This window comes from Stenotrophomonas maltophilia group sp. SKK55 (assembly GCF_057179845.1).
In genome coordinates this window covers 49,355-69,901 of the sequence record NZ_JBXUHP010000002.1, presented here as the reverse complement: position 1 = coordinate 69,901, position 20,547 = coordinate 49,355, and the positions used below count along the sequence as shown (strand labels likewise).

15 protein-coding genes are annotated in these 20,547 nt (G+C 65.0%); 6 read left to right on the top strand and 9 right to left on the bottom strand.

Translation table 11 applies throughout. The features are described 5' to 3' along the window. Positions 1-21 precede the first annotated feature (21 nt). The 7 genes from AC2A1N_RS01330 to dnaA form a co-directional block, all read right to left on the bottom strand. Complete coding sequence (locus AC2A1N_RS01330; RefSeq protein WP_061480436.1) at positions 22-1,215, bottom strand: tetratricopeptide repeat protein; 1,194 nt, start codon at positions 1,213-1,215, stop codon at positions 22-24. Positions 1,216-1,347: 132 nt separating this feature from the next. Further along, complete coding sequence (locus AC2A1N_RS01325) at positions 1,348-2,154, bottom strand: M48 family metallopeptidase (protein ID WP_484371309.1); 807 nt, start codon at positions 2,152-2,154, stop codon at positions 1,348-1,350. Between the two features lie 71 nt (positions 2,155-2,225). After that, positions 2,226-3,074 carry a lysostaphin resistance A-like protein gene (locus AC2A1N_RS01320; RefSeq protein ID WP_484371307.1) on the bottom strand — a complete coding sequence of 283 codons (849 nt, stop codon included), beginning with the start codon at positions 3,072-3,074 and terminating at the stop codon, positions 2,226-2,228. Positions 3,075-3,141: 67 nt separating this feature from the next. Further along, a complete protein-coding gene (gene gyrB / locus AC2A1N_RS01315; RefSeq protein WP_061480434.1) occupies positions 3,142-5,601 on the bottom strand; it encodes a DNA topoisomerase (ATP-hydrolyzing) subunit B in 2,460 nt (819 codons plus the stop codon). A gap of 112 nt (positions 5,602-5,713) precedes the next feature. After that, positions 5,714-6,808 (bottom strand): DNA replication/repair protein RecF, encoded by a 1,095-nt coding sequence (gene recF, locus AC2A1N_RS01310; protein ID WP_061480433.1) that lies wholly within the window; start codon positions 6,806-6,808, stop codon positions 5,714-5,716. A gap of 987 nt (positions 6,809-7,795) precedes the next feature. Further along, the gene (gene dnaN / locus AC2A1N_RS01305) at positions 7,796-8,896 is read right to left on the bottom strand and encodes a DNA polymerase III subunit beta (protein ID WP_005411731.1); all 1,101 of its coding nucleotides are present in this window, start codon (positions 8,894-8,896) and stop codon (positions 7,796-7,798) included. A gap of 275 nt (positions 8,897-9,171) precedes the next feature. Then, positions 9,172-10,503, bottom strand: a complete 1,332-nt coding sequence (gene dnaA, locus AC2A1N_RS01300; RefSeq protein ID WP_061480432.1) for a chromosomal replication initiator protein DnaA — start codon at positions 10,501-10,503, stop codon at positions 9,172-9,174. Between the two features lie 255 nt (positions 10,504-10,758). Here dnaA and rpmH point away from each other — a divergent pair, with 255 nt between their 5' ends. The 6 genes from rpmH to AC2A1N_RS01270 all read left to right on the top strand — a co-directional run bounded on the left by rpmH (position 10,759) and on the right by AC2A1N_RS01270 (position 18,496). Next, positions 10,759-10,899, top strand: coding sequence for a 50S ribosomal protein L34 (rpmH, locus tag AC2A1N_RS01295; protein WP_005411729.1), 141 nt, complete (start codon positions 10,759-10,761; stop codon positions 10,897-10,899). A gap of 5 nt (positions 10,900-10,904) precedes the next feature. Continuing rightward, entirely contained in the window at positions 10,905-11,399 is a 495-nt protein-coding gene (gene rnpA, locus AC2A1N_RS01290) for a ribonuclease P protein component (RefSeq protein WP_072168770.1), read from the top strand. After that, positions 11,399-13,114, top strand: a complete 1,716-nt coding sequence (yidC, locus tag AC2A1N_RS01285) for a membrane protein insertase YidC (protein WP_061480431.1) — start codon at positions 11,399-11,401, stop codon at positions 13,112-13,114. Before rnpA ends, yidC begins: the two co-directional genes overlap by 1 nt. Positions 13,115-13,229: 115 nt before the next feature. Further along, entirely contained in the window at positions 13,230-15,899 is a 2,670-nt protein-coding gene (locus AC2A1N_RS01280; RefSeq protein ID WP_484371303.1) for a polysaccharide deacetylase family protein, read from the top strand. A 3-nt stretch (positions 15,900-15,902) separates the two neighbouring features. Further along, a complete protein-coding gene (gene mnmE / locus AC2A1N_RS01275) occupies positions 15,903-17,252 on the top strand; it encodes a tRNA uridine-5-carboxymethylaminomethyl(34) synthesis GTPase MnmE (RefSeq protein WP_242890278.1) in 1,350 nt (449 codons plus the stop codon). A gap of 137 nt (positions 17,253-17,389) precedes the next feature. Further along, on the top strand, positions 17,390-18,496 hold the full coding sequence (locus AC2A1N_RS01270; RefSeq protein ID WP_061480428.1) for a glycerophosphodiester phosphodiesterase: 1,107 nt from the start codon (positions 17,390-17,392) through the stop codon (positions 18,494-18,496). 93 nt (positions 18,497-18,589) lie between these two features. Here the strand turns inward: AC2A1N_RS01270 and AC2A1N_RS01265 are convergent, their stop codons facing one another. Beyond that, positions 18,590-19,360 carry a rhomboid family intramembrane serine protease gene (locus AC2A1N_RS01265; protein WP_154351677.1) on the bottom strand — a complete coding sequence of 257 codons (771 nt, stop codon included), beginning with the start codon at positions 19,358-19,360 and terminating at the stop codon, positions 18,590-18,592. Positions 19,361-19,466: 106 nt separating this feature from the next. Then, the gene (locus AC2A1N_RS01260; RefSeq protein WP_010487446.1) at positions 19,467-20,429 is read right to left on the bottom strand and encodes a TerC family protein; all 963 of its coding nucleotides are present in this window, start codon (positions 20,427-20,429) and stop codon (positions 19,467-19,469) included. Positions 20,430-20,547: the final 118 nt, after the last annotated feature.

The window sequence follows — 20,547 nt, the reverse complement described above, 5'->3', positions numbered from 1 at the left end:
GCATTCAGGCGTTATTCCTACTTACTTCAGGTTGATGATTTTTTTGGCATCAGCCTGGTTCTTCACGCCCTTCGCCAGCGCCTGCTGGGCGGCCTGCTTGGCCTCGGGGACGCGACCTTCGGCATGCAGGACGCGTGCCAGGTTCAGGTAGGTCTCACCGTCCTTGGAGAGCGGGGCGGCCTTCTGCCACGCATCGATCGCCTGCGGCACCTGGTCGGAGTAGTAGTAGGACTGGGCCAGCGCCAGGTAGACCTGGTAATCCGGCTTCAGGATGCCCTTCTGCAACCCTTCGTTGATGACCGCGATGACGTCCTTTTCCTTGTTCTCGGTGTTGGCATAGATCGAGTACAGCTGCTTGTACTCGCGCTCTTCGGTGAGCTGGCCGCTGCTGCGCAGCTTGTCCATCACCGCGGCGGCCTTCGGCATCTGGTCAGCCTGCATGTACATGTTGGCCAGATTCAGCTGGGCCTTCTTGTCCGACGGGTTCTTGGCCGCCAGCGCTTCTGCGGCCTGCACGGCCTCACCGGTCTGGCCGGCTTCGGAAAGGGCCGCCATCAGCAGCTGGTTCCAGTTGTCCTTCGGCTCGGCAGCGCCCGCGATGGCCTGCTTCAGCACCGGGATCGCTTCCTGGTAGCGCTCCAGCTGGTACAGCGCCTGGCCCTTGGCAATCAGCTCTTCCGGCTTGGTCGACTTGCTCTCGGCGAAGTACTTGTCCAGGGTGGCCAGGCCTTCGGCAGTCTGGTCTTCCTGCAGCTGCAGCTGGCCCAGCATCAGCATCGACTGGAAGTGGCCGTTGTTGTCCAGGCCGTTGAACTGGATGACCTGCTTCAGGTAGGCGATGGCGGCCGGGGTGTCGTCGGTCTGGTAGGCGGCCTGCGAGGCCAGCTGCGCGGCCAGCGACTTGTCGTACTCGTTGGAGGCGCTGTCAGCCAGGATCGCGTCAGCCTGCGTGCGCGTCTCCGGGAACTTTTCCTTGTTGTAGCTGTCGATCATTTTCTGCAGCTTGCTGCCCATCTTGGCCGAGGCCTTGACGGTCGGCTCCTGGCGGGTCGCATTCGGGTACAGCGGTTCGGCCTTGGCCTGCTTGCTGCTGCCGCCGCGGCTGCCACGGTCGGAGGAACGCGAGGACTGCGCGAAGGCATCGGTGACCACGGCGCCGGTCAGGGCGGTCGCGACGAGGACGGAAAGCACAGCTTTGTGGTTACGGAAAATCATCGTTCACCTCGATCGAACCGCCGGATAGCGGCAAAGTCGGACTGTCAGAAAAATCTGAGCCGCCAAACGTATCAGAAACAGATGGCGTGAGAAATCGTTTTATGTGCTGCAATACAGCATAGAACTGCGCACTCATCCGCACTTTGGCCGCAGCCCGGCCGCCTGCGCCTGCTGATAGACCGGCGCCAGGCCCGGTGCGTCACGTCGCAGCTCCTGGATCCGGTTGGCCGGATCGGGGTGGGTGGACAGCCATTGCGGGCTTCGACCGCCGCTGGCGGCCATCATGTTCTGCCACAGATCCACGGCCTGGGCCGGGTTGAATCCGGCCTGGGCCATCAGTCGCTGGCCGATCACGTCGGCCTCGCTTTCCTGGGTGCGTGAACCGGGCAGCAGGAAGGCGGTCTGCGCGCCCATGCCACCAAGCTGGTTGACGGTGCTGGCAGCGCCTTCGCCGTAGGCCGCGCCGGCCAGCGCACCGAGCACGGCCAGGCCGGTCTGCGCGCCCATCTGCCGGGTAATGCGCTCCTCGTGGTGGCGGGCGATGACGTGGCCGATTTCATGGCCGATTACGGCAGCCAGCTGATCCTGGTTCCTGGCAACGGTGAAGATGCCAGTGTTCACGCCGACCTTGCCGCCGGGCAGGGCGAAGGCGTTGGGCTCCTTGTCGACGAACACCGCCGTCTCCCACCGTACGCCACGGTATTGAGGCGGCAACTGCGCGACCAGGGCATTGACCACGCACTGCACGTAGCCGTTCTGGCGGCCATCGGTGCTGATCTTCTCTTTCTGCATGGTCTCGGCAAACGCCTGCGCACCGAGCTGGTCAAGCTGCGCCTGCGACACGCCGCCCACCATCTGCCGTCGTCCGGTTGGCGAGGTGGTGGTCGCACAGGCACTGACCACGGTGGTGATGACTAGAGCCAGCAGCAGTTGTTTCATGGGTCCGCCCCCGTGTTCATGTGCGCAGTGTGTAGCGTACCTGCTTAATCTTTCGTCAAGCGGGCACGGCGTTACGTTGACCCCAGGAACACCATTGCGGCGAGCGCGACCGCGTTGTTCAGCGCATGCGCGGCGATCGCCGCCCACAGGGTGCCGGTGCGGCGGTACAGCCAGCAGAAGGCGGCGCCCATGCCACCGTACACCAGCCACAGCTGCGCCATGCCCAGCAGCGAGTTCTTGCTGACACCGGGCACTTCGTGGACCAGGGCGAACGCCAGGCTGCTGAGGATCAGGCCCAGCCAGGGGCGGCCGGCCTGCCACAGGCGCCCGAACAGGACGCGGCGGAACAGCAGCTCTTCGTAGGCGGGGGCGAGGACGACCGCAAACAGCACCAGGAACAGCGGGAAGCGAGCGATTGCGCTCTGCATCAGTTCCACGTTGGTGGGCACCGGCTCGATGCCGAACTGCTTGGAAAGGAAGGCGATGCCGTTGCTGCCGAGCACGATCAGCGTGGCCACCAGCAGGGTCCAGCCCCAGGTGGACGGCCGCAGCAACGCCTGTCGCGACGCCATGCGTTCGCCGGCGTTTGCCGGGCGTCGCCAGAAGTACAGCAGCAGCGCGGCGCCACCGGTGGCGATCAGGGCCATCAGGATCTGCGCCAGGGTACCGGGCTGGCCCACTGCCGCGCCGACGGCGTCAGGTGTCAGTCCACCGCCATTGGCCTCGGCGTTGGCGCGGCTGACCACGATTGCACGGTAGAAGCCCCAGAACAGGCCGGTGACCATGCTCAGGCCGACCAGGGTAACGGCGGCGATGCCCAGGTCGATGAAGAAGCCTGCCAACGGTGCCACGGCGCGCGGTGGGGCAGACACCGGCGGAACCGGGGGCGGGGCGGCGGAGACCGGGGTGGATGCGGACATCAGGTACCTGTGTTCAAGGGACGAAGGCCGGTGCAGCTCCCCGCGCACCGGCCAGGTCCCGATTGTGTCAGATATCCAGGTTGGCGACCTTCAGCGCATTGTCTTCGATGAAGTCGCGACGCGGCTCGACGACATCGCCCATCAGGGTGCTGAAGATCTGGTCGGCAGCGACCGCATCCTCGATGCGCACCTGCAGCAGGCGACGGGTTTCCGGGTTCACCGTGGTATCCCACAACTGCTCCGGATTCATTTCACCCAGACCCTTGAATCGCTGGATCTGGCGGCCGCGCTTGGCCTCCTCGAGCAGCCAGTTCTGCGCCTTCGCGAAGCTGTCGACTTCGATCGACTTGGCGCCGCGGGAAATCGTTGCACCTTCGCGCACCAGGCCGTGCAGCAGCTTGGAGGCCTGGTGGATCGCACGCAGTTCGCCACTCTCGAACGCCGACATCGGCAGCACCTGGATGTGCTCCTCGCCCATGTGGCGACGGGTCACCAGCACGGCGGCCGGGCGCTCGTCGTTGGCTTCCTGCAGTTCCAGGCTGAAACGCGGGCTGCCCAGGCTGCCCTGGTTGAGGCGCTTGGCCAGCGCATCCAAGCCTTCGCCTTCGCCGGCATTGCGCAGGCTGTCCATGTCCATCGGCACGAAATCGACCAGCGCTTCGAGCAGGTTGCGGTCATAACGGTGCGCGTTGCGTTCGATGGAATCGAGCGCGGCGGCGTAGGCCAGCAGCAGCTTCTCCAGCGCCAGGCCTTCGATGCCGGGCTCGCCGGTGGCCGGCACCAGTGAAGCGTTTTCCACTGCGCTGCTGGCCAGGTAGCTGTCCAGCGCCGGGTCATCCTTTAAGTACAGCTCCTGCTTGCCCTGCTTGATCTTGTACAGCGGCGGCAGGCCGATGTAGACGTAACCGCGCTCGATCAGCTCCGGCATCTGACGGTAGAAGAACGTCAGCAGCAGGGTGCGGATGTGGGCGCCGTCGACGTCGGCGTCGGTCATGATGATGATCTTGTGGTAGCGCAGCTTGTCCGGGTTGTACTCGTCGCGGCCGATGCCGGTACCCAGTGCGGTGATCAGCGTACCGACCTGGTCGGAGGACAGCATGCGGTCGAAGCGCGCGCGTTCCACGTTGAGAATCTTGCCGCGCAGCGGCAGCACCGCCTGGTTCTTGCGGTTGCGGCCCTGCTTGGCCGAGCCACCTGCCGAGTCACCCTCGACGATGAACAGTTCGGACAGCGCCGGGTCCTTTTCCTGGCAGTCGGCCAGCTTGCCCGGCAGGCCGGCGATGTCCAGCGCGCCCTTGCGGCGGGTCAGGTCGCGGGCCTTGCGCGCAGCTTCACGCGCACGCGCGGCATCGACGATCTTGCCGGCGATCGCCTTGGCTTCGTTCGGGTTTTCCTGCAGGAACTCTTCCAGGCGCGCACCGAAGGCGTTTTCCACCGCCGGACGCACGTCGGAGCTGACCAGCTTCTCCTTGGTCTGGCTGGAGAAGCTCGGGTCCGGCACCTTCACCGACAGCACCGCGATCATGCCTTCGCGCATGTCGTCGCCGGTCAGGTTGATCTTGGCCTGCTTGGCGATGCCGTTCTGCTCGATGTAGTTGTTGAGCACGCGGGTCAACGCACCGCGGAAACCGGCGAGGTGAGTACCGCCGTCCTTCTGCGGGATGTTGTTGGTGAAGCAGTACATCGTCTCCTGGTAGGAGTCGGTCCACTGCAGCGCCACCTCCACGACGATGCCGTTGTGCTCGCCGGTGACGGAGATGACATTCGGGTGCAGCGGGGTCTTCAGCTGGGCCAGATGCTCCACGAAGCTGCGGATGCCGCCTTCGTAGTGGAAGTCATCGCGACGGCCGTCGCCGCGCTCGTCGGCAAGGACGATCTTGACGCCGGAGTTCAGGAACGACAACTCGCGCAGACGGCGGGCCAGGATGTCGTAGTGGAATTCCACGTTGTCGTGGAAGGCGACGGTGGACGGCCAGAAGCGCACGGTGGTGCCACGCTTGGTGGTGGCTTCCAGCTTGGCGAGCGGGGTCACGGCCGCGCCGTTGCTGAATTCCTGCTGGTAGTGGGAGCCGTTCTGGAACACGTCCACCAGCAGCTTCTGCGACAGCGCGTTGACCACGCTGACGCCGACGCCGTGCAGGCCGCCGGAAACCTTGTAGCTGTTGTCGTCGAACTTGCCGCCTGCGTGCAGGACGGTCATGACGACTTCGGCGGCGGACACTTCGCGACCGAGCTTGGCGCTCATCTGCTCGTGCTTGCCGGTCGGGATGCCGCGACCGTTGTCGGACACCGAGACCGAACCGTCAGCGTGGATCGTCACCGCGACATGGTCGGCGTGGCCGGCCAGCGCTTCGTCGATCGAGTTGTCGACAACCTCGAACACCATGTGGTGCAGACCGGTGCCGTCATGCACGTCACCGATGTACATGCCGGGTCGCTTGCGGACAGCCTCCAGGCCTTCCAGGGCGGTAATGCTGTTGGCGTCGTAATTGCCGTTGTTTGCCGGGGTGTTCTGTTCGTCGCTCATTGCGCTTGCCGTAGGCTCCGCAGGTCGGACACCGCTTGGGGCGATGTGCCGAGAATGAAAGGATTCCAACCCGAATTATACCAGCCGGGGTCGAGTGGCCCTGATGTGCCCACTATGGCACAGCCACGATCTGTGCATGTTCCACGTGGAACCGGGCGATCTGGGTCAGGCCCTGCAGGGCCGCCGGAGGTTCAGTAGCGGTGACGAAGATCTGCGCCGGGCCGGTGAGCAGGCGCTCCAATACCCGCGCCTGGTGGGTACGATCCAGTTCGGAGGCCAGATCGTCCAGTGCGATCACCGGCCATTCGCCGCGCTGTTCTGCATAGTCCTCAGCCTGCGCCAGCAGGCACGCCAATGCGGTGAGCTTGGCCTGACCGCGTGACAGTGCATCGCGACCAGGAATGCTGTGGAAATCCACGCTCCAGTCCGCCCGGTGCGGCCCAACCGAGGTGTAGCCGGCCTGGCGGTCACGATCCCGGGCCAGAAGCAGAGCATCTGCCAGGGGAAGCTCATGCCGACGCCAGCCCGGACTGAGTTGCAGTGCCTGGATGCCGAGTTGCGGCGCCAAACTGGCAGCCAGCGCCACGGCACGCTGCTGCAGCCGCTCAAGGTAGTGCTGACGCCGGCTGGTAAGGGGCTCTCCGGCCTCAGCCAACTCGTGATCCCAGGTGTCCAGCATCCGCGACGGGCCGCCCTGCTTGAGCAGGGCATTGCGCTGCTTCAGCGCCCTTGAATAGCGGCGCCACAAGGACAGGAAATCAGGTTCCACGTGGAACAAGCCCCAATCCAGGAAGCGACGGCGGGGCTCGCCACCACCGCTGACCAGCGCATGGCTGCCGGGCTCGAACGTCACTACCGCCAGCGCTGCGCAGAGGTTGCCGAGCTGAGCCACATCTTCACCGTCCAATCGTCCCTTCCAGTCCTGGCCACTGTGGCGCAGGCCGGCCTTTCGGCGATGCGGCGCGTGGTCGGCGCGCTGCTCGTCCCATTCCACGAAGATCTCCAGCGCCTCCTGGCCCTGGCGTACCAGTCCATCGCGGACCCGGCCGCGGAAGCTGCGGCCATAGGCCATCAGATGCAGGGCCTCCAGCACGCTCGTCTTGCCGGCACCATTGTCGCCAGTGAGCAGGTTCAGCCCCGGCTGGGGCAAGAGATCCACCGCACTGAAGCGACGCAGTTGGTGCAAGGCGAGGCGGCGGATAAGCATGGGGCGCGAACGACCATCCGCTCGAGGCGGCAGAGGGGCAGGGAATCCATCAGCTTACTGCATCGGTCAAGCCGGACGTGCTGCACCCGCATCGATGCGGAGCAGAAGCTCCCGCGCACCAACTGATCGCGGGTTCCACGTGGCGCCGGTTCACCGGCATGCCCGTTTCCAGCTCCGGACGCAGCTGAAATTCCTTCAATTCTGCACAGGGTTGCGGGGCGTGGCCCGCCAGAATTCAAGGATTTCAGGACCACTGCCGCAGGTGTTTGCTGAACGCTTGCCCGGCCAGGTGAGCGGGCGGGGGCCCGGGTTCCTCCAAATCTGCGATCCGATGCCATGGGAGGTTCCACAGATTTCAAAGAATCCGGCCCATTCGTTTCACGCTGTCCACAGCGGGACTGTATGACTTATACACAAGGTATGGGCAATCTGTGGATAAAAAAGCCCTTTTGCTTGGGTCTGGAAACTATCCACAGGTTCCCCCCCAGCCTGAGGCGCCTCTATACAGGGGGTTTCACCCACATAAATTCCTTTTAAATCATGTAGATAACACATTTCTCCACGAAATCTGGCTCTACCATCACCACCATGCTTTAGATTTATACCCAGATTTAGAAGCTAGGCTTGGCTCGATCTGCCCCGAATGGATCCTGTGGACAGAGAGGATTTCAGAAACAGCGAGCACCGTCGCCGCAGCGTGGATGCGCTTCGGCATCCGACCAGGCCAGGTCCATAGCAACTGCGTTGAGACTCCAGGTACCGGCCCCCCCGATCAAACTTGATTCGGAAGCAGTCCCTGGCATCGACTCAAAGTCCCGTCGGTAGTTGGGAAGCAAAGCGCACGCAACCGGGTGCATCAAGGAAGATGCGTTCCGTCCGAAATACACGCTGGAAAGGGTCGGCCCGATGATCCACGTGGAACGTGCAAAAAAAAACGCCCGGGAGCTTCCCGGGCGTCGTTATGTTCCACGTGGAACCGGGCTGATGTCAGAGACGCAGCGGCATGACCACGTGGCGCGACTTCTCGCTGCTGGACTCACGCACCAGCGCCGAGGAGTTGGAGTCGCGCAGCTGGATGATGACTTCCTCATCGCGCAGGGCGGAGAGGGCATCCAGCAAGTAGTTCACGTTGAAGCCGATGGCGAGATCGCTGACCGTGGTATCGGCTTCGATCTCTTCCTGGGCTTCCTCCTGCTCCGGGTTGTGCGCGCTGATCTTCAGGTTGCCCGGCGACACTTCCACGCGGATGCCGCGGTACTTCTCGTTGGACAGGATCGCAGCGCGCTGCAGCGAGGCGCGCAGCGCTTCACGATCAACCTTCACCTCACGGTCGGCACCGATCGGAATCACCGCTTCGTAATCCGGGAAACGGCCGTCGATCAGCTTGGAGGTAAAGGTGACATCGTCGCGCTTGACGCGGACGTGGCTGCGGCCGACTTCCAGCTCGATCTCGCGATCACCGCTTTCCAGCAGGCGCTGCAGTTCGGTCACGCCCTTGCGCGGCACGATGATCTGGCGCTTGGAACCGCTCGGCTTGGCCAGGTCGGTTTCACACAGCGCCAGACGGTGGCCGTCGGTGGCAACGGTACGCAGGGCGTCGCCGCGCAGATCGAACAGCAGGCCATTGAGGTAATAGCGCACGTCCTGCTGCGCCATCGCGAACGCGGTGCGCTCGATGAGCTCCTTCAGGGTCGCTTCGCCGATGGCCACGCGCTCAGTGGCTTCCACTTCGTCAACCGACGGGAAGTCATTGGAGGGCAGGGTTGCCAGGGTGAAGCGGCTACGACCGGCCTGCACGGTGATCTTGTCTCCGGTCTGCGACACGGTGATCCGGCTGCCATCGGGCAGGGCGCGGATGATCTCGAACAGCTTGCGGGCGGGGATGGTGGTTTCGCCGTCCTGGGCATCTTCAACCGCGATCCGCGACACCATCTCCACTTCCAGGTCGGTACCGGTCAGCGACAGCTGGCCGTTCTGCACCTGGACCAGGAAATTGGCCAGAACCGGAAGGGTCTGGCGGCGTTCGACCACGTTGACGACCTGTGCCAACGGCTTGAGAAAGGCTTCGCGCTGCAGTGTGAAACGCATGTGGTTCCGTGCCCCTATGCTTTAAAAAATGTGGAATAAATCAAAAGCTTGGTGGTGCTGGTAGAGACAGAATCGCTGGAAAACAATGCTAAGTCTTTGTAAATAAAGGAGTTTCAGGCATCGAAACCCTCTGTATTACCGACCCCCAAGGGGTGGGGAAAGCTGTGGATAAATTCGACGGGATTTCAGACGCCATTTTTATCCACAACGTGTCCCGCGCTTGCTACCGGATTCTGCACCGTTTTGTGCGATGACGCCTCATCGGCATCCGTGCATCATTCGCTCAGCTTCCGGATCAGCTTGTCCCAGTCTTCGCGGAGCTTGCCGTCGGTTTCCATCAGGGTCCGGATCTGGCGGCAGGCATGCAGCACCGTGGTGTGATCGCGACCGGCAAAGGCGTCGCCGATCTCGGGCAGGCTGTGCTCGGTCAGTTCCTTGGTCAGGGCCATGGCGACCTGGCGGGGGCGAGCGAGCGAGCGGGTCCGACGCTTCGACAGCAGATCCTTGATCTGCAGGCCGTAGTAGTCGGCAACGGTTTTCTGGATGTTGGGAATGCTGATCGCCTGCTGCTGGGCGCGCAGCAGGTCGCGCAGGGTTTCCTGAGCGAATTCGGTGGTGATCGCGCGGCCGGTGAAGTTGGCGCGGGCGGTCAGGGTATTGAGCGCGCCCTCGAGGTCGCGCACGTTGGAGCGCATCTTCTTGGCGATCAGGAACGCAACATCATCGGGAATCTCGGCACCGCGTTCGCGCGCCTTGGCCAGCACGATCGCGGCGCGGGTCTCGAAGTCCGGCGGTTCGATCGCGACCGACAGGCCCCAGGCAAGCCGCGACTTCAGGCGCGCTTCCAGGCCTTCGACCTCCCGCGGATAGCGGTCACAGGTCAGGATGATCTGCTGCTTGCCATCGAACAACGCGTTGAAGGTGTGGAAGAACTCTTCCTGCGTGCGGTCCTTGCCGGCGAAGAACTGGATGTCATCGATCAACAGCGCGTCCACCTGCTGGAACTGGCGCTTGAACTGATCCATGGTCTTTTCCTGCAGGGCCCGGATCATGGCGCTGAAGAACTGTTCCGAACGCAGGTACAGCACCTTCGCGACTGGATTGGCCTGGCGCATCGCGTTGCCGGCGGCGAACATCAGGTGGGTCTTGCCCAGGCCGGTGCCTCCGTACAGCAGCAGCGGGTTGTGGGCCCGGTCGCCCGGCTTCTGCGCTGCCTGGAAGGCAGCGGCCAGGCCCAGCTGGTTACTGCGCCCTTCGACGAAGTTGGCGAAGGTGTAGTGATTGTCCAGATTGCCGGCAAACGGCACCTGCGGTTCGCTGGACACAGGCGCCGACGACGTGGAAACCGGCGCGTTCTGCGCCTCCACGGGGCGCGGGCGCGAGCCGATTTCAAGAAAAACGTCGCTGAAACCGGCGAAGTGAGCCAGCAGTTCGCGGATCCGGGCCAGGTACAACTCGCGGACCTGGTCGACGATGAAGGCATTCGGTGCATACAGCACCAGGCTGTCCACGCGCAGATCGGCCTGCAGCGGCTTCAACCAGGTATGAACGTCTTCCGGCGGGAACTCCGCTTCGAGGCGCTCGAGACTACGGGACCAGGCATCCATCAGCAATAATCGTCCGGTGGCCGGGGCATGGACGCGACAAGGCGCCCAAACACAGGCCGGAAAGGGGGGAAATGGATGGCTCAGACTACCACCGAGCGCCCGCCTTCGGAATGCTTGTCCCCTACTTATTCACAAAAACATCCACAGCAATTGCACAGCCCGGTGAATTCGCGTAGTCCCCAGGGGTTGACGTGAGGGGGGAGACCTCTCTAGAATTTCCGGTTCTTTCCGTCCCATTCATACGAGAGGCCCCCAATGGCCACGAAGCGCACCTACCAGCCCAGCAACCTCAAGCGTAAGCGCGACCACGGCTTCCGTGCCCGTATGAAGACCGCTGACGGCCGCAAGATCCTGTCGCGTCGCCGCGCCAAGGGCCGCAAAGTCCTGAGCGCCTGATTGCCATGCCGCACCCTGCGGCAGACGCAATCCCTTCGACAGTGAATACTGCAGACCCGCGCAAGCGATTCCCTCGCTCTGCGCGGGTTCGCACGCGTGCCGAATACTCAACGGTCTTCAACGGCGCCCGCCGTGTGTCCGATCCGCTGATGACCCTGCACTGGCTGCCGGCTGACCGGCCGGCCAGGCTGGGTCTGGCGGTTTCCCGCAAGGTCGATCCGAACGCCGTTGGGCGTAACCGGATCAAGCGCGTCCTGCGCGACATCCTGCGTCAGACACGTACCGATATCCAGCCAGGCGACTTCGTCGTCGTGGCCCGTAGTGCTGCGCGTTCCGCCAGCAACGACGAGATCCGCCAGGCCTTCCTGCGCCTGCTGCGTCGCCTGCGTGCATTGCCCGCGCCGGGCGTGGACGGCACAATGCCGCCGCCTGATGGCATCGCAACTCCTTCTTTGACCGAGCCGGCATCGCGTCCCGGCCCCGCCGAGCCTGTCCGCTGATGAACCAGACCCGCGTATTCCTCATTTTTGCCTGGCTGATGGTGGCCGTGCTGCTGTGGATGGAGTGGAGCCGTGAAAAGGCTGCTCCGACCCCGGCACCGACTACCACGTCCGCCCCGGCTGCCGCACAGAGTGTTCCGGGCGCTGCCTCGGGCGGCATTCCCAGTGCACAGGTCCCGGGCGCCCCGGGCCAGGCCGCTGTGCAGGCGCAGGCCAGTGCCACCCCGGCCAGCCAGCGCGTGACCGTCACCACCGACGTGCTGCGCCTGGTGCTTGATGGTGGCCGCGTGCTCGACGCCGAGCTGCTGCAGTTCCCGCAGACCAAGGACGAAGGCAGCCCGCCGGTTCGCCTGCTGACCGAAGACCCCGCGCATCCGTACAGCGCGATCAGTGGCTGGGCCAGCGAAGACAAGAACACCCCGGTTCCCGGCGCCGACGGCTTCAAGCTGGTCGGTGACACCAAGGACTTCGTGCTGGCCAAGGGCCAGAACGAGCTGCAGATCCCGTTCGTGTGGACGGCCGACAACGGCGTGACCATCAAGCGCACCCTGACCGTCTCGCGCAACGAGTATGCCGTGCGCTTCAAGGACGAAGTCAGCAATACCGGCGCCGCGCCGTGGAACGGCTACGTCTACCGCACCCTGGACCGCACCCCGACCATCCTGTCGCGGAGCATGACCAACCCGGACTCCTTCAGCTTCAACGGTGCCACCTGGTACGACAACGACAAGAAGTACCAGCGTCGTGCGTTCAAGGACTACCTGGAAGACGGCACGCTCAACCAGAACATCACCGGCGGCTGGCTGGCGATGCTGCAGCACCACTTCTTCACCGCCTGGATCCCGCAGAAGGACCAGACCGCACACTACGTGCTGTCGCAGGTGGCCGGTCGTGACCTGATCGAAGCGCGTGGCCCGGCCTTCACCGTGGCGCCGGGCCAGTCCACCAGCACCGAAGCCCGCCTGTGGGTCGGCCCGAAGCTGGTCAACCTGATTGCCAAGGAAGACGTGCCGGGCCTGGACCGCGTGGTCGACTACAGCCGCTTCTCGATGATGGCGGTGATCGGCCAGGGCCTGTTCTGGGTGCTGAACCAGGTGCACAAGCTGGTCGGCAACTGGGGCTGGGCGATCGTCGGCCTGGTGGTGCTGCTGAAGCTGGTGCTGTACCCGCTGTCGGCGACCCAGTACAAGAGCGGTGCCAAGATGCGTCGCTTCCAGCCGCGCATCGCGCAGCTGAAGGAACGCTATGGCGACGACCGCCAGAAGTTCCAGACCGCGATGATGGAGCTGTACAAGAAGGAAAAGATCAATCCGATGGGCGGCTGCCTGCCGATCCTCATCCAGATGCCGATCTTCTTCGCCCTGTACTGGGTGCTGGTGGAATCGGTCGAACTGCGCCAAGCGCCCTGGTTCGGCTGGATCCAGGACCTCACTGCACGCGACCCGTACTTCATCCTGCCGGTGATCAACGTGGCGGTGATGTGGTTCACCCAGAAGCTGACCCCGGCACCGGGCATGGACCCGATGCAGCAGAAGATGATGCAGTTCATGCCGCTGGTGTTCGGCGTCATGATGGCCTTCATGCCGTCCGGCCTGGTCCTGTACTGGGTGGTCAACGGCGGCCTGGGCCTGCTGCAGCAGTGGTGGATGACCAAGCGCCATGGCGGCGAGCCGGTCCCGGCCACCACCGCTCCGGCTCCGGTCAAGAAGAAGTAATCGGCAGAGCCGGCCACTGGCCGGCCGACCCCAGCAGAAGCCCGCCGCAAGGCGGGCTTTTCGCATGCGGCGTTAGAATCGCCTGCACACCGTTCCTCCCATCTTCGAGTCCGCCATGCGTGCGTCGTCGTTCCGCCTGTTCCTGCCCTCGCTGCTGTTGACCCTGGCCGTAGCGGGCTGTGGCGACAAGGACGCGAAGGTGCCGGCGAGCACGGTCACCCAGCCCAGCGCGCAGGCCGCCGCCGCTGCCGATCCGGCCGCCGCGCCGTTGCTGGCCGCGCTGCAGAAGCAACTCGATGGCTACCGCCGGATCATCGTGCTGCTGGCCGACGAGGAGCAGCAGTCGACCGCCGACCGCGGCACCTCCACGCGTGTGGGCCAACAGCTGTTCCACGATGGCCTGGAACAGCGCACGACCATCGCCGCGCAGTTCGACACCCTGCTGCGCGATTCCAGCCCGCAGCGCTTTGCCACCCTCGGCACGGTGCTGGACTACATCGAGTCTGCGCCGGAACTGTTCGACGCCGATCGCCTGGCCTTCCGTGAAGTGCTGCGTGACCTGCATGAGCGGGTCGGCACCGATTCCTCGCTGCCGGCGGTGAAGCTGCACCAGCGCATCGGTGAGGATCTGGAAGCGCTCGATGAGATCGAGCGCAACTACAACCAGGAACTGACCCGCATCTTCAGCCGCTTCGAGCGCACCCGCGCCATCGAACTGAAGCGCGAGAAGTGGGACGACTACATCGCCCACCTGCACAAGGACTACAGCCGTGAAGCGATCCTGCGCGACTACGGGGTGATCGAGCCGTATCCGATGTCGATGAAGGACAGCGACCGTGAGATCTTCGGCCGCGACCTGCCGGCCAAGACGGTGGTGCTGACCTTCGACGATGGCCCGCACAAGGCCTACACCGATGAAGTGGTGGCCATCCTCAAGCGCTACGACGTGCCGGGCGTGTTCTTCGAGGTGGGCCGCAACCTGGGCAAGGTCGAGGCCGATGGCAAGGTCAGCCTCGGCCCGATGGCGAAGATCAGCCGCAACCTGATGGAAGAAGGCTATGCGGTCGGCAACCACAGCCTGACCCACGCCCAGCTGTCGCGCACCACCGGCGACGCCCTGCGCCAGCAGGTGCTGGACACCGACACGCTGCTGAAGGATGTCGACAGCAAGCGCGCGCCGCTGTTCCGCTTCCCGTATGGTGCGCGCAATGCCGAAGGCCTGCAGCTTCTCAACGAGGCCGGGCTGAAGTCGATCATGTGGAACATCGACTCGATGGACTGGGCCGACCCGGTGCCAGAGTCGATCGTGCAGCGCGTGCTGGACCAGGTGAACAAGGAACAGCGCGGCATCATCCTGTTCCACGATATCCACGATCGTGCAGTGAAGGCACTGCCGCAGATCCTCGACCGGCTGATCGCCGATGGCTACCAGTTCGCCGGCTGGAACGGCCGCGACTTCACTGTCGCCCGTGCGCGCAAGGGCGATACCGGTGCCGCGACCGTCACCACCGGCTACGAGAAGTCGTGGGCGATCGTGGTCGGCATCGACAACTACGCCAAATGGCCGAAGCTGGAATACGCCAGCCATGATGCGCAGGCGGTGGCCGATACCCTCACCGGGCAGTTCGGCTTCCCGTCCTCGCAGGTGATCGTGCTGAAGAACGAGCAGGCCACGCGCAACAACATCCTGGCCGCTTTCCACGACCGCCTGGCCGACGACCGCACCGGCAAGAACGACCGCGTGTTCGTGTTCTTCGCCGGCCACGGCGCGACCCGCCAGCTCGCCTCCGGGCGCGACCTCGGCTACATCATCCCGGTCGATTCGGATCCGAAGGAATTCGCCACCGACGCGATCGCGATGACCGACATCCAGAACATCGCCGAAAGCATGCAGGCCAAGCATGTGATGTTCGTGATGGATGCCTGCTACAGCGGCCTCGGCCTGACCCGTGGCGGCCCGTCGTCGTCGTCGTTCCTGCGCGAGAACGCGCGTCGCAGCGCGCGGCAGATGCTGACCGCCGGCGGTGCCGACCAGCAGGTGGCCGATGCCGGCCCGAACGGCCATTCGGTGTTTACCTGGGTGTTGCTGCAGGCGTTGGCCGGCAAGGGCGACCTCAACGGCGACGGCCTGATCACCGGTACCGAGCTGGCCGCCTACGTGGCGCCGGCGGTCTCGGCGGTCTCGCACCAGACCCCGGCCTTCGGCAGCCTGCCCGGTTCGCAGGGCGGCGAGTTCGTGTTCCAGGTGCCGGACAGCCAGGAATTCCTCAACGCCGATACGCGCCAGCTGACTGCCGATGCGATCGCGCTGAACAACAAGGTGGATGCCGCCAGCGAGGCCAAGGGTGCCCAGGCACCGGTGACCGTGGCTGACCTGCAGGGCGGCAAGGCCAAGCTGGTGGTGCCCACCGCCGGTCCGGCTTCAGACCGCCAGCGCGCACAGCAGGCCAATGACCGCGGCCTGCAGTTGTATCGCGAGAAACAGTACGACGAGGCGGCTGCGCAGTTCACCGAGGCACTGAAGCTGCGCCCGGACTTCGCCCAGGCCGCCAACAACCTCGGCTTCGTCTACTACCGTCAGCAGCGCTACGCCGAAGCCGCACGCTGGCTGGAGAACACGCTGAAGATCGATCCGTCGCGTGCGGTGGCCTATCTCAACCTGGGCGATGCCTACTTCAACGCAGGCGACAAGGCGAAGGCGAAGCAGGCCTACACCACCTACCTGGCGCTGCAGCCGCAGGGCAGTGGTGCCGCGCAGGCACGCGCGCAGCTGGAGAAACTCTGAACCATGAACGACGCGATCCGCACCGACACCATCGTGGCCATCGCCAGCGCTCCGGGCGCTGGCGGTGTCGGCCTGCTGCGCCTGTCCGGTCCGCGCGCAGCGGCCATCGCCAACGCGTTGGGTGTGCCTGAACTGCGACCGCGCCATGCGCACTATGCGCGCCTGCGCGACGCCGATGGCGACGTCATCGACGATGGCATCGTGCTGTGGTTCCCGGCACCGAACAGCTTCACCGGCGAAGAGGTGGTGGAACTGCAGGGCCACGGCAGTCCGGTCCTGCTGCAGCAACTGGTCGCGCGCTGCATCGCGCTCGGTGCGCGCCAGGCGCGGCCGGGCGAGTTCAGCGAACGCGCGTTCCTCAACGGCAAGCTCGACCTGGCCCAGGCCGAAGCCATCGCCGACCTGATCGCGGCCGGCGACAATCGCGCCGCGCGCGCCGCGCGACGTTCGCTGGATGGTGTGTTCTCGCGGCGCATCGACGCCGTGGTCGAGCAACTGGTGCTGCTGCGCATCCACGTGGAAGCGGCCATCGACTTCGCCGACGAACCGCTGGATACCCTTGGTGGCGAGCAGGTGCGGCGTGGGCTGGAACAGGCGCGCAGTGATCTGGCCCTGCTGCGCCGCGACGCCGAACGCGGCCGTCGCCTGCGCGACGGCCTGCATGCGGTGCTGATCGGTCCGCCGAACGCGGGCAAGAGTTCATTGCTGAACGCGCTGGCCGGCAGCGAGCGCGCCATCGTCACCGACATCGCCGGCACCACCCGCGACACGCTGCGCGAGACCATCCGCCTGGACGGCCTGGAGCTGACCCTGGTCGACACTGCTGGCCTGCGCGACGGCGGCGACGCCATCGAACGCGAAGGCATGCGCCGCGCGCACGTGGAAATCGAGCGCACCGACCTGGCGCTGATCGTGCTGGATGCGCGCGATCCGGCTGCCGGGCAGGCGGCGCTGGGTGATGCCGTGGCAGCGGTGCCGCACAAGGTCTATATCCACAACAAGTCGGACCTGCTGGCGGCGCTGCCGACGCTGGATGATCCGGGCCGCGTCTTCGTTTCGGCTGCGACCGGCGCCGGGCTCGAAAATCTGCACGCGCGTTTGCGCTCGATTGCTTCGGCCGGGGCAGGGGAGCAGGTGGACGGTGAGTTCTCCGCGCGCACGCGCCATGTGCATGCCATCGAGCGAGCGCAGGAACACGCGCAGCGCGCCGATGGCGAGCTGGCGAATGAGCACCTGGAACTGGCCGCCGAGGAATTGCGGCTGGCCCATGACGCACTGGGCGAGATCACCGGGCAGATGAGTGCCGATGATCTGCTGGGAAGGATCTTCTCCAGTTTCTGCATCGGCAAGTAACTGTAGAGCCGAGCCCGTGCTCGGCTGTTCTACCGGTCAGCCGAGCATGGGCTCGGCTCTACAGGTGCAGGCTTCCCCCACCTGTCACATTGCCGCCGCATACTGACGGCCATCACATACCGCTTGGGGAAGTCGCAGTGAAGTCGTGGGGTTGTGCGTTGCTGTTGTCGCTGGCCGTGGCACCATCGGTGGCCATGAGTGCTGAATCCTCCACCCCGGCCGCACCCAAGGTGTCGGTCTACGGCCACCGCGGGGCAAGCGCACTGCTGCCCGAGCACACCCTGGCGGCCTATGCGCAGGCGATCGCCGATGGCGCCGACTACATCGAACCGGACCTGGTGATGACCAGGGACGGGGTGATGGTGGCCCGCCACGAGAACGAGATCAGTGGCACCACCGACGTCGCCTCGCATCCGGAGTTCGCCAGCCGCCGCACGAGCAAGGTGATCGACGGTCAGAAGGTCGACGGCTGGTTCACCGAAGACTTCACCCTGGCCGAGCTGAAGACCCTGTACGCGCGTGAGCGCCTGCCGGAGCTGCGCAGTACTGCCTACGACGGCCAGTTCCGCATCGCCAGCCTGGACGAGATCCTGGCCTTCCTGGTGCAGCAGGCCGGGCGTGCCAACCGCGGCATCGGCCTGGTGCCGGAGATCAAGCACCCGACCTACTTCCAGTCCATCGGCCTGCCGATGGAGGACAAGTTGCTGGCTGCGCTGCGTGGCAACGCGTACACCAATGTCGGGCCGGTCACCATCCAGTCGTTCGAGACCGCCAACCTGCGCTACCTGCGCGGCAGGATCGGCCAGGGCAGCAACATCCGGCTGCTGCAGCTGCTGTGGAAGGGCGATACCCAGCCGGCCGACATCGTCAAGGCCGGCGGCGCGCTGACCTATGCGCAGATGATGACCCCGGCCGGCCTGAAGGACATTGCCGGCTACGCCGATGGTATCGGCCCCGAGCTGCGTTCGATCATTCCACTGGATGCCAAGGGGGCGCTGGGCACGCCGACCTCGCTGGTACGTGATGCGCACGCCGCTGGCCTGATGGTGATTCCGTACACCTTCCGCCCGGAAAACCACTTCCAGCCCAGCAACCTGCGCAAGGGTGCCGACAGCGCGCGCAATGCCGAGGGATCGATTGCCGAGATGCGGGCTTACCTGGCGACGGGCATCGATGCGTTCTTCACCGATGACCCGGCGCTCGGCCGGCAGGCGGTGGATGGGATGGGCGCGGCGGGGAACTGATTCTCCTGGTAGTGCCGGCCGCTGGCCGGCAACGCAAGGACTGCCAACGAAGGTTCATGAGATTGCCGGCCAGCGGCCGGCACTACCCTCACCTCAACCGCGCGGTTCGTCCGGGCGGCGGAACGGGATCACCACGTAGTCCTGGCCCTCGCGCGGCTGCCACAGTACCGGAACGCGCTGCGGTGACGGCGGCTCCAGTTCGTCGTCGGACAGCGGCTCCACCTCATCCTCTTCATCTTCCCAGCTGTAGCGCGGGCGCGGTGGCAGTGGGTCGGCGTTGCGGAACAGCAGCGCGGCGATGATGCCGGCGAAGGCGCCGCCCATGTGCGACTGCCAGGACACACCATCGGCGTGCGGCAGGATGGTCATCAGCATGCCGCCGTAGAACAGCATGCCGATCAGACCGGTGGCGATTGCCGCACGGTCGCGGCGCAGCAGGCCGAGGCTGGCCAGCAGGAACATCAGGCCGTGGGTCACGCCACTGGCGCCCAGGTGCACGCTGCCGGGATTGCCCAGCATCCACGCGCCGAGGCCCGAACCCAGCCACAGCAGGGGCAGCGCGCGTACGGTGGCCTTCGGATACACGCTGCCGGCGAGGGTGCCGAGGATCAGGATCGCGATGCTGTTGGCGGCGATGTGCTCGACCGAGGCATGCAGCATCGGGCCGCCGATCAGGCCGATCAGGCCCTTGGCTTCCAGCGGTGCGACCGCCCACGGTCGCCAGTCGAACGTGCCCTGCAGGGCGAACACGGCCACCAGCACCAGCACGGCGGCAAGGCTGACATTGAACGCCCGCAGGATGCGCGAGCGATCATTGCGGGGGGCCGGCACGTCGCCGGCGGGCAGGGGCGCGTTGTTGTCCATACCTCAGCAATGGCGGTGACTGGCGCGAAACCAAGGCCACCGTAACGGGAGAGTGGAGGCGGCCGGCGGGACAATCCCACCGGCCGCGCCGTTCAACGGGTCAGGCTCAGGCCTGGCCTTCGCCTTCCTTCGGCGGGTACTTCAGGCTCAGCACCACGGTGGCGGCGATGATCACCGCCACCACGCCCAGCGAGACCGGGGTCGGGATCTTGAACAGGTCGATGATCATCATCTTGATGCCGATGAAGCCCAACACCAGTGCCAGGCCGTACGGCAGCAGGTGGAAGCGGTCGGCCATGCCGGCCAGCAGGAAGAACATCGCGCGCAGGCCCAGCACCGCGAACACGTTGGAGGTGAGCACAATGAACGGGTCGGTGGTGATCGCGAAGATCGCCGGGATGCTGTCCACGGCGAAGATCACGTCGGTGACCGCAATCAGGATCAGCACCGCGAACAGCGGGGTGAACCAGCGCACGCCATCACGCTTCACGCTCAGCGCGTTGCCGGCGTAGTCCGGCAGCAGGCGCAGGTGCTTGCGCATCCAGCGCAGGGCCGGATTGGTCTCCAGGTCCGGCTCCTGGCCGGCGGCGAACCACATCTTCCAGCCGGTGAACAGCAGGAAGGCACCGAACACGTAAAGCAGCCAATGGAACTGGCTGATCAGCACGCTGCCGGCAAAGATCATGATCGTACGCAGTACGATCGCACCCAGGATGCCGATGATCAGCACCTTCTGGCGTTGCTCCTCCGGCACCGCGAAGTAGCTCATGATCATCAGGAAGACAAAGATGTTGTCGACCGCCAGCGCCTTCTCGACCAGGTAGCCGGTCAGGAACTCTAGGCCGACCTTGTTGGCCACGACCTGGCCGGCGGTCTCATTCAGGTAGTACCAGAGGCCGGCGTTGAACAGCAGGGCCAGCGCGACCCAGCCGATGGACCACCACAGGGCCTCCTTGAAGGTGACCTTGTGCGGTCCACCATGGCGCATCAACACGAGGTCGACCAGCAGGGCGATGACCACCACCGCTGCGAAGCCGCCCCACAACCACACGTTACCGATCGTCTGCATTGGGAATGTCCGTTGGAAAGATGAATGCCAGGCCGGACGGCGAGGATCTGCAACGGAGGATCGGGAGGGGATCCAGGGACAGAGCTTCGCCGGTACGGCGAAGGTCTCGCTCGCAGTT

Coding starts and splice junctions, on each gene's coding strand:
- AC2A1N_RS01265 (WP_154351677.1), bottom strand. CDS start 19,360: ATGGACAACAACGCGCCCCTGCCCGCCGGCGACGTGCCGGCCCCCCGC.
- dnaN (WP_005411731.1), bottom strand. CDS start 8,896: ATGCGTTTCACACTGCAGCGCGAAGCCTTTCTCAAGCCGTTGGCACAG.
- gyrB (WP_061480434.1), bottom strand. CDS start 5,601: ATGAGCGACGAACAGAACACCCCGGCAAACAACGGCAATTACGACGCC.
- yidC (WP_061480431.1), top strand. CDS start 11,399: ATGAACCAGACCCGCGTATTCCTCATTTTTGCCTGGCTGATGGTGGCC.
- AC2A1N_RS01320 (WP_484371307.1), bottom strand. CDS start 3,074: ATGTCCGCATCCACCCCGGTCTCCGCCGCCCCGCCCCCGGTTCCGCCG.
- rpmH (WP_005411729.1), top strand. CDS start 10,759: ATGGCCACGAAGCGCACCTACCAGCCCAGCAACCTCAAGCGTAAGCGC.
- AC2A1N_RS01260 (WP_010487446.1), bottom strand. CDS start 20,429: ATGCAGACGATCGGTAACGTGTGGTTGTGGGGCGGCTTCGCAGCGGTG.
- AC2A1N_RS01330 (WP_061480436.1), bottom strand. CDS start 1,215: ATGATTTTCCGTAACCACAAAGCTGTGCTTTCCGTCCTCGTCGCGACC.
- AC2A1N_RS01280 (WP_484371303.1), top strand. CDS start 13,230: ATGCGTGCGTCGTCGTTCCGCCTGTTCCTGCCCTCGCTGCTGTTGACC.
- rnpA (WP_072168770.1), top strand. CDS start 10,905: ATGCCGCACCCTGCGGCAGACGCAATCCCTTCGACAGTGAATACTGCA.
- mnmE (WP_242890278.1), top strand. CDS start 15,903: ATGAACGACGCGATCCGCACCGACACCATCGTGGCCATCGCCAGCGCT.
- dnaA (WP_061480432.1), bottom strand. CDS start 10,503: ATGGATGCCTGGTCCCGTAGTCTCGAGCGCCTCGAAGCGGAGTTCCCG.
- AC2A1N_RS01325 (WP_484371309.1), bottom strand. CDS start 2,154: ATGAAACAACTGCTGCTGGCTCTAGTCATCACCACCGTGGTCAGTGCC.
- recF (WP_061480433.1), bottom strand. CDS start 6,808: ATGCTTATCCGCCGCCTCGCCTTGCACCAACTGCGTCGCTTCAGTGCG.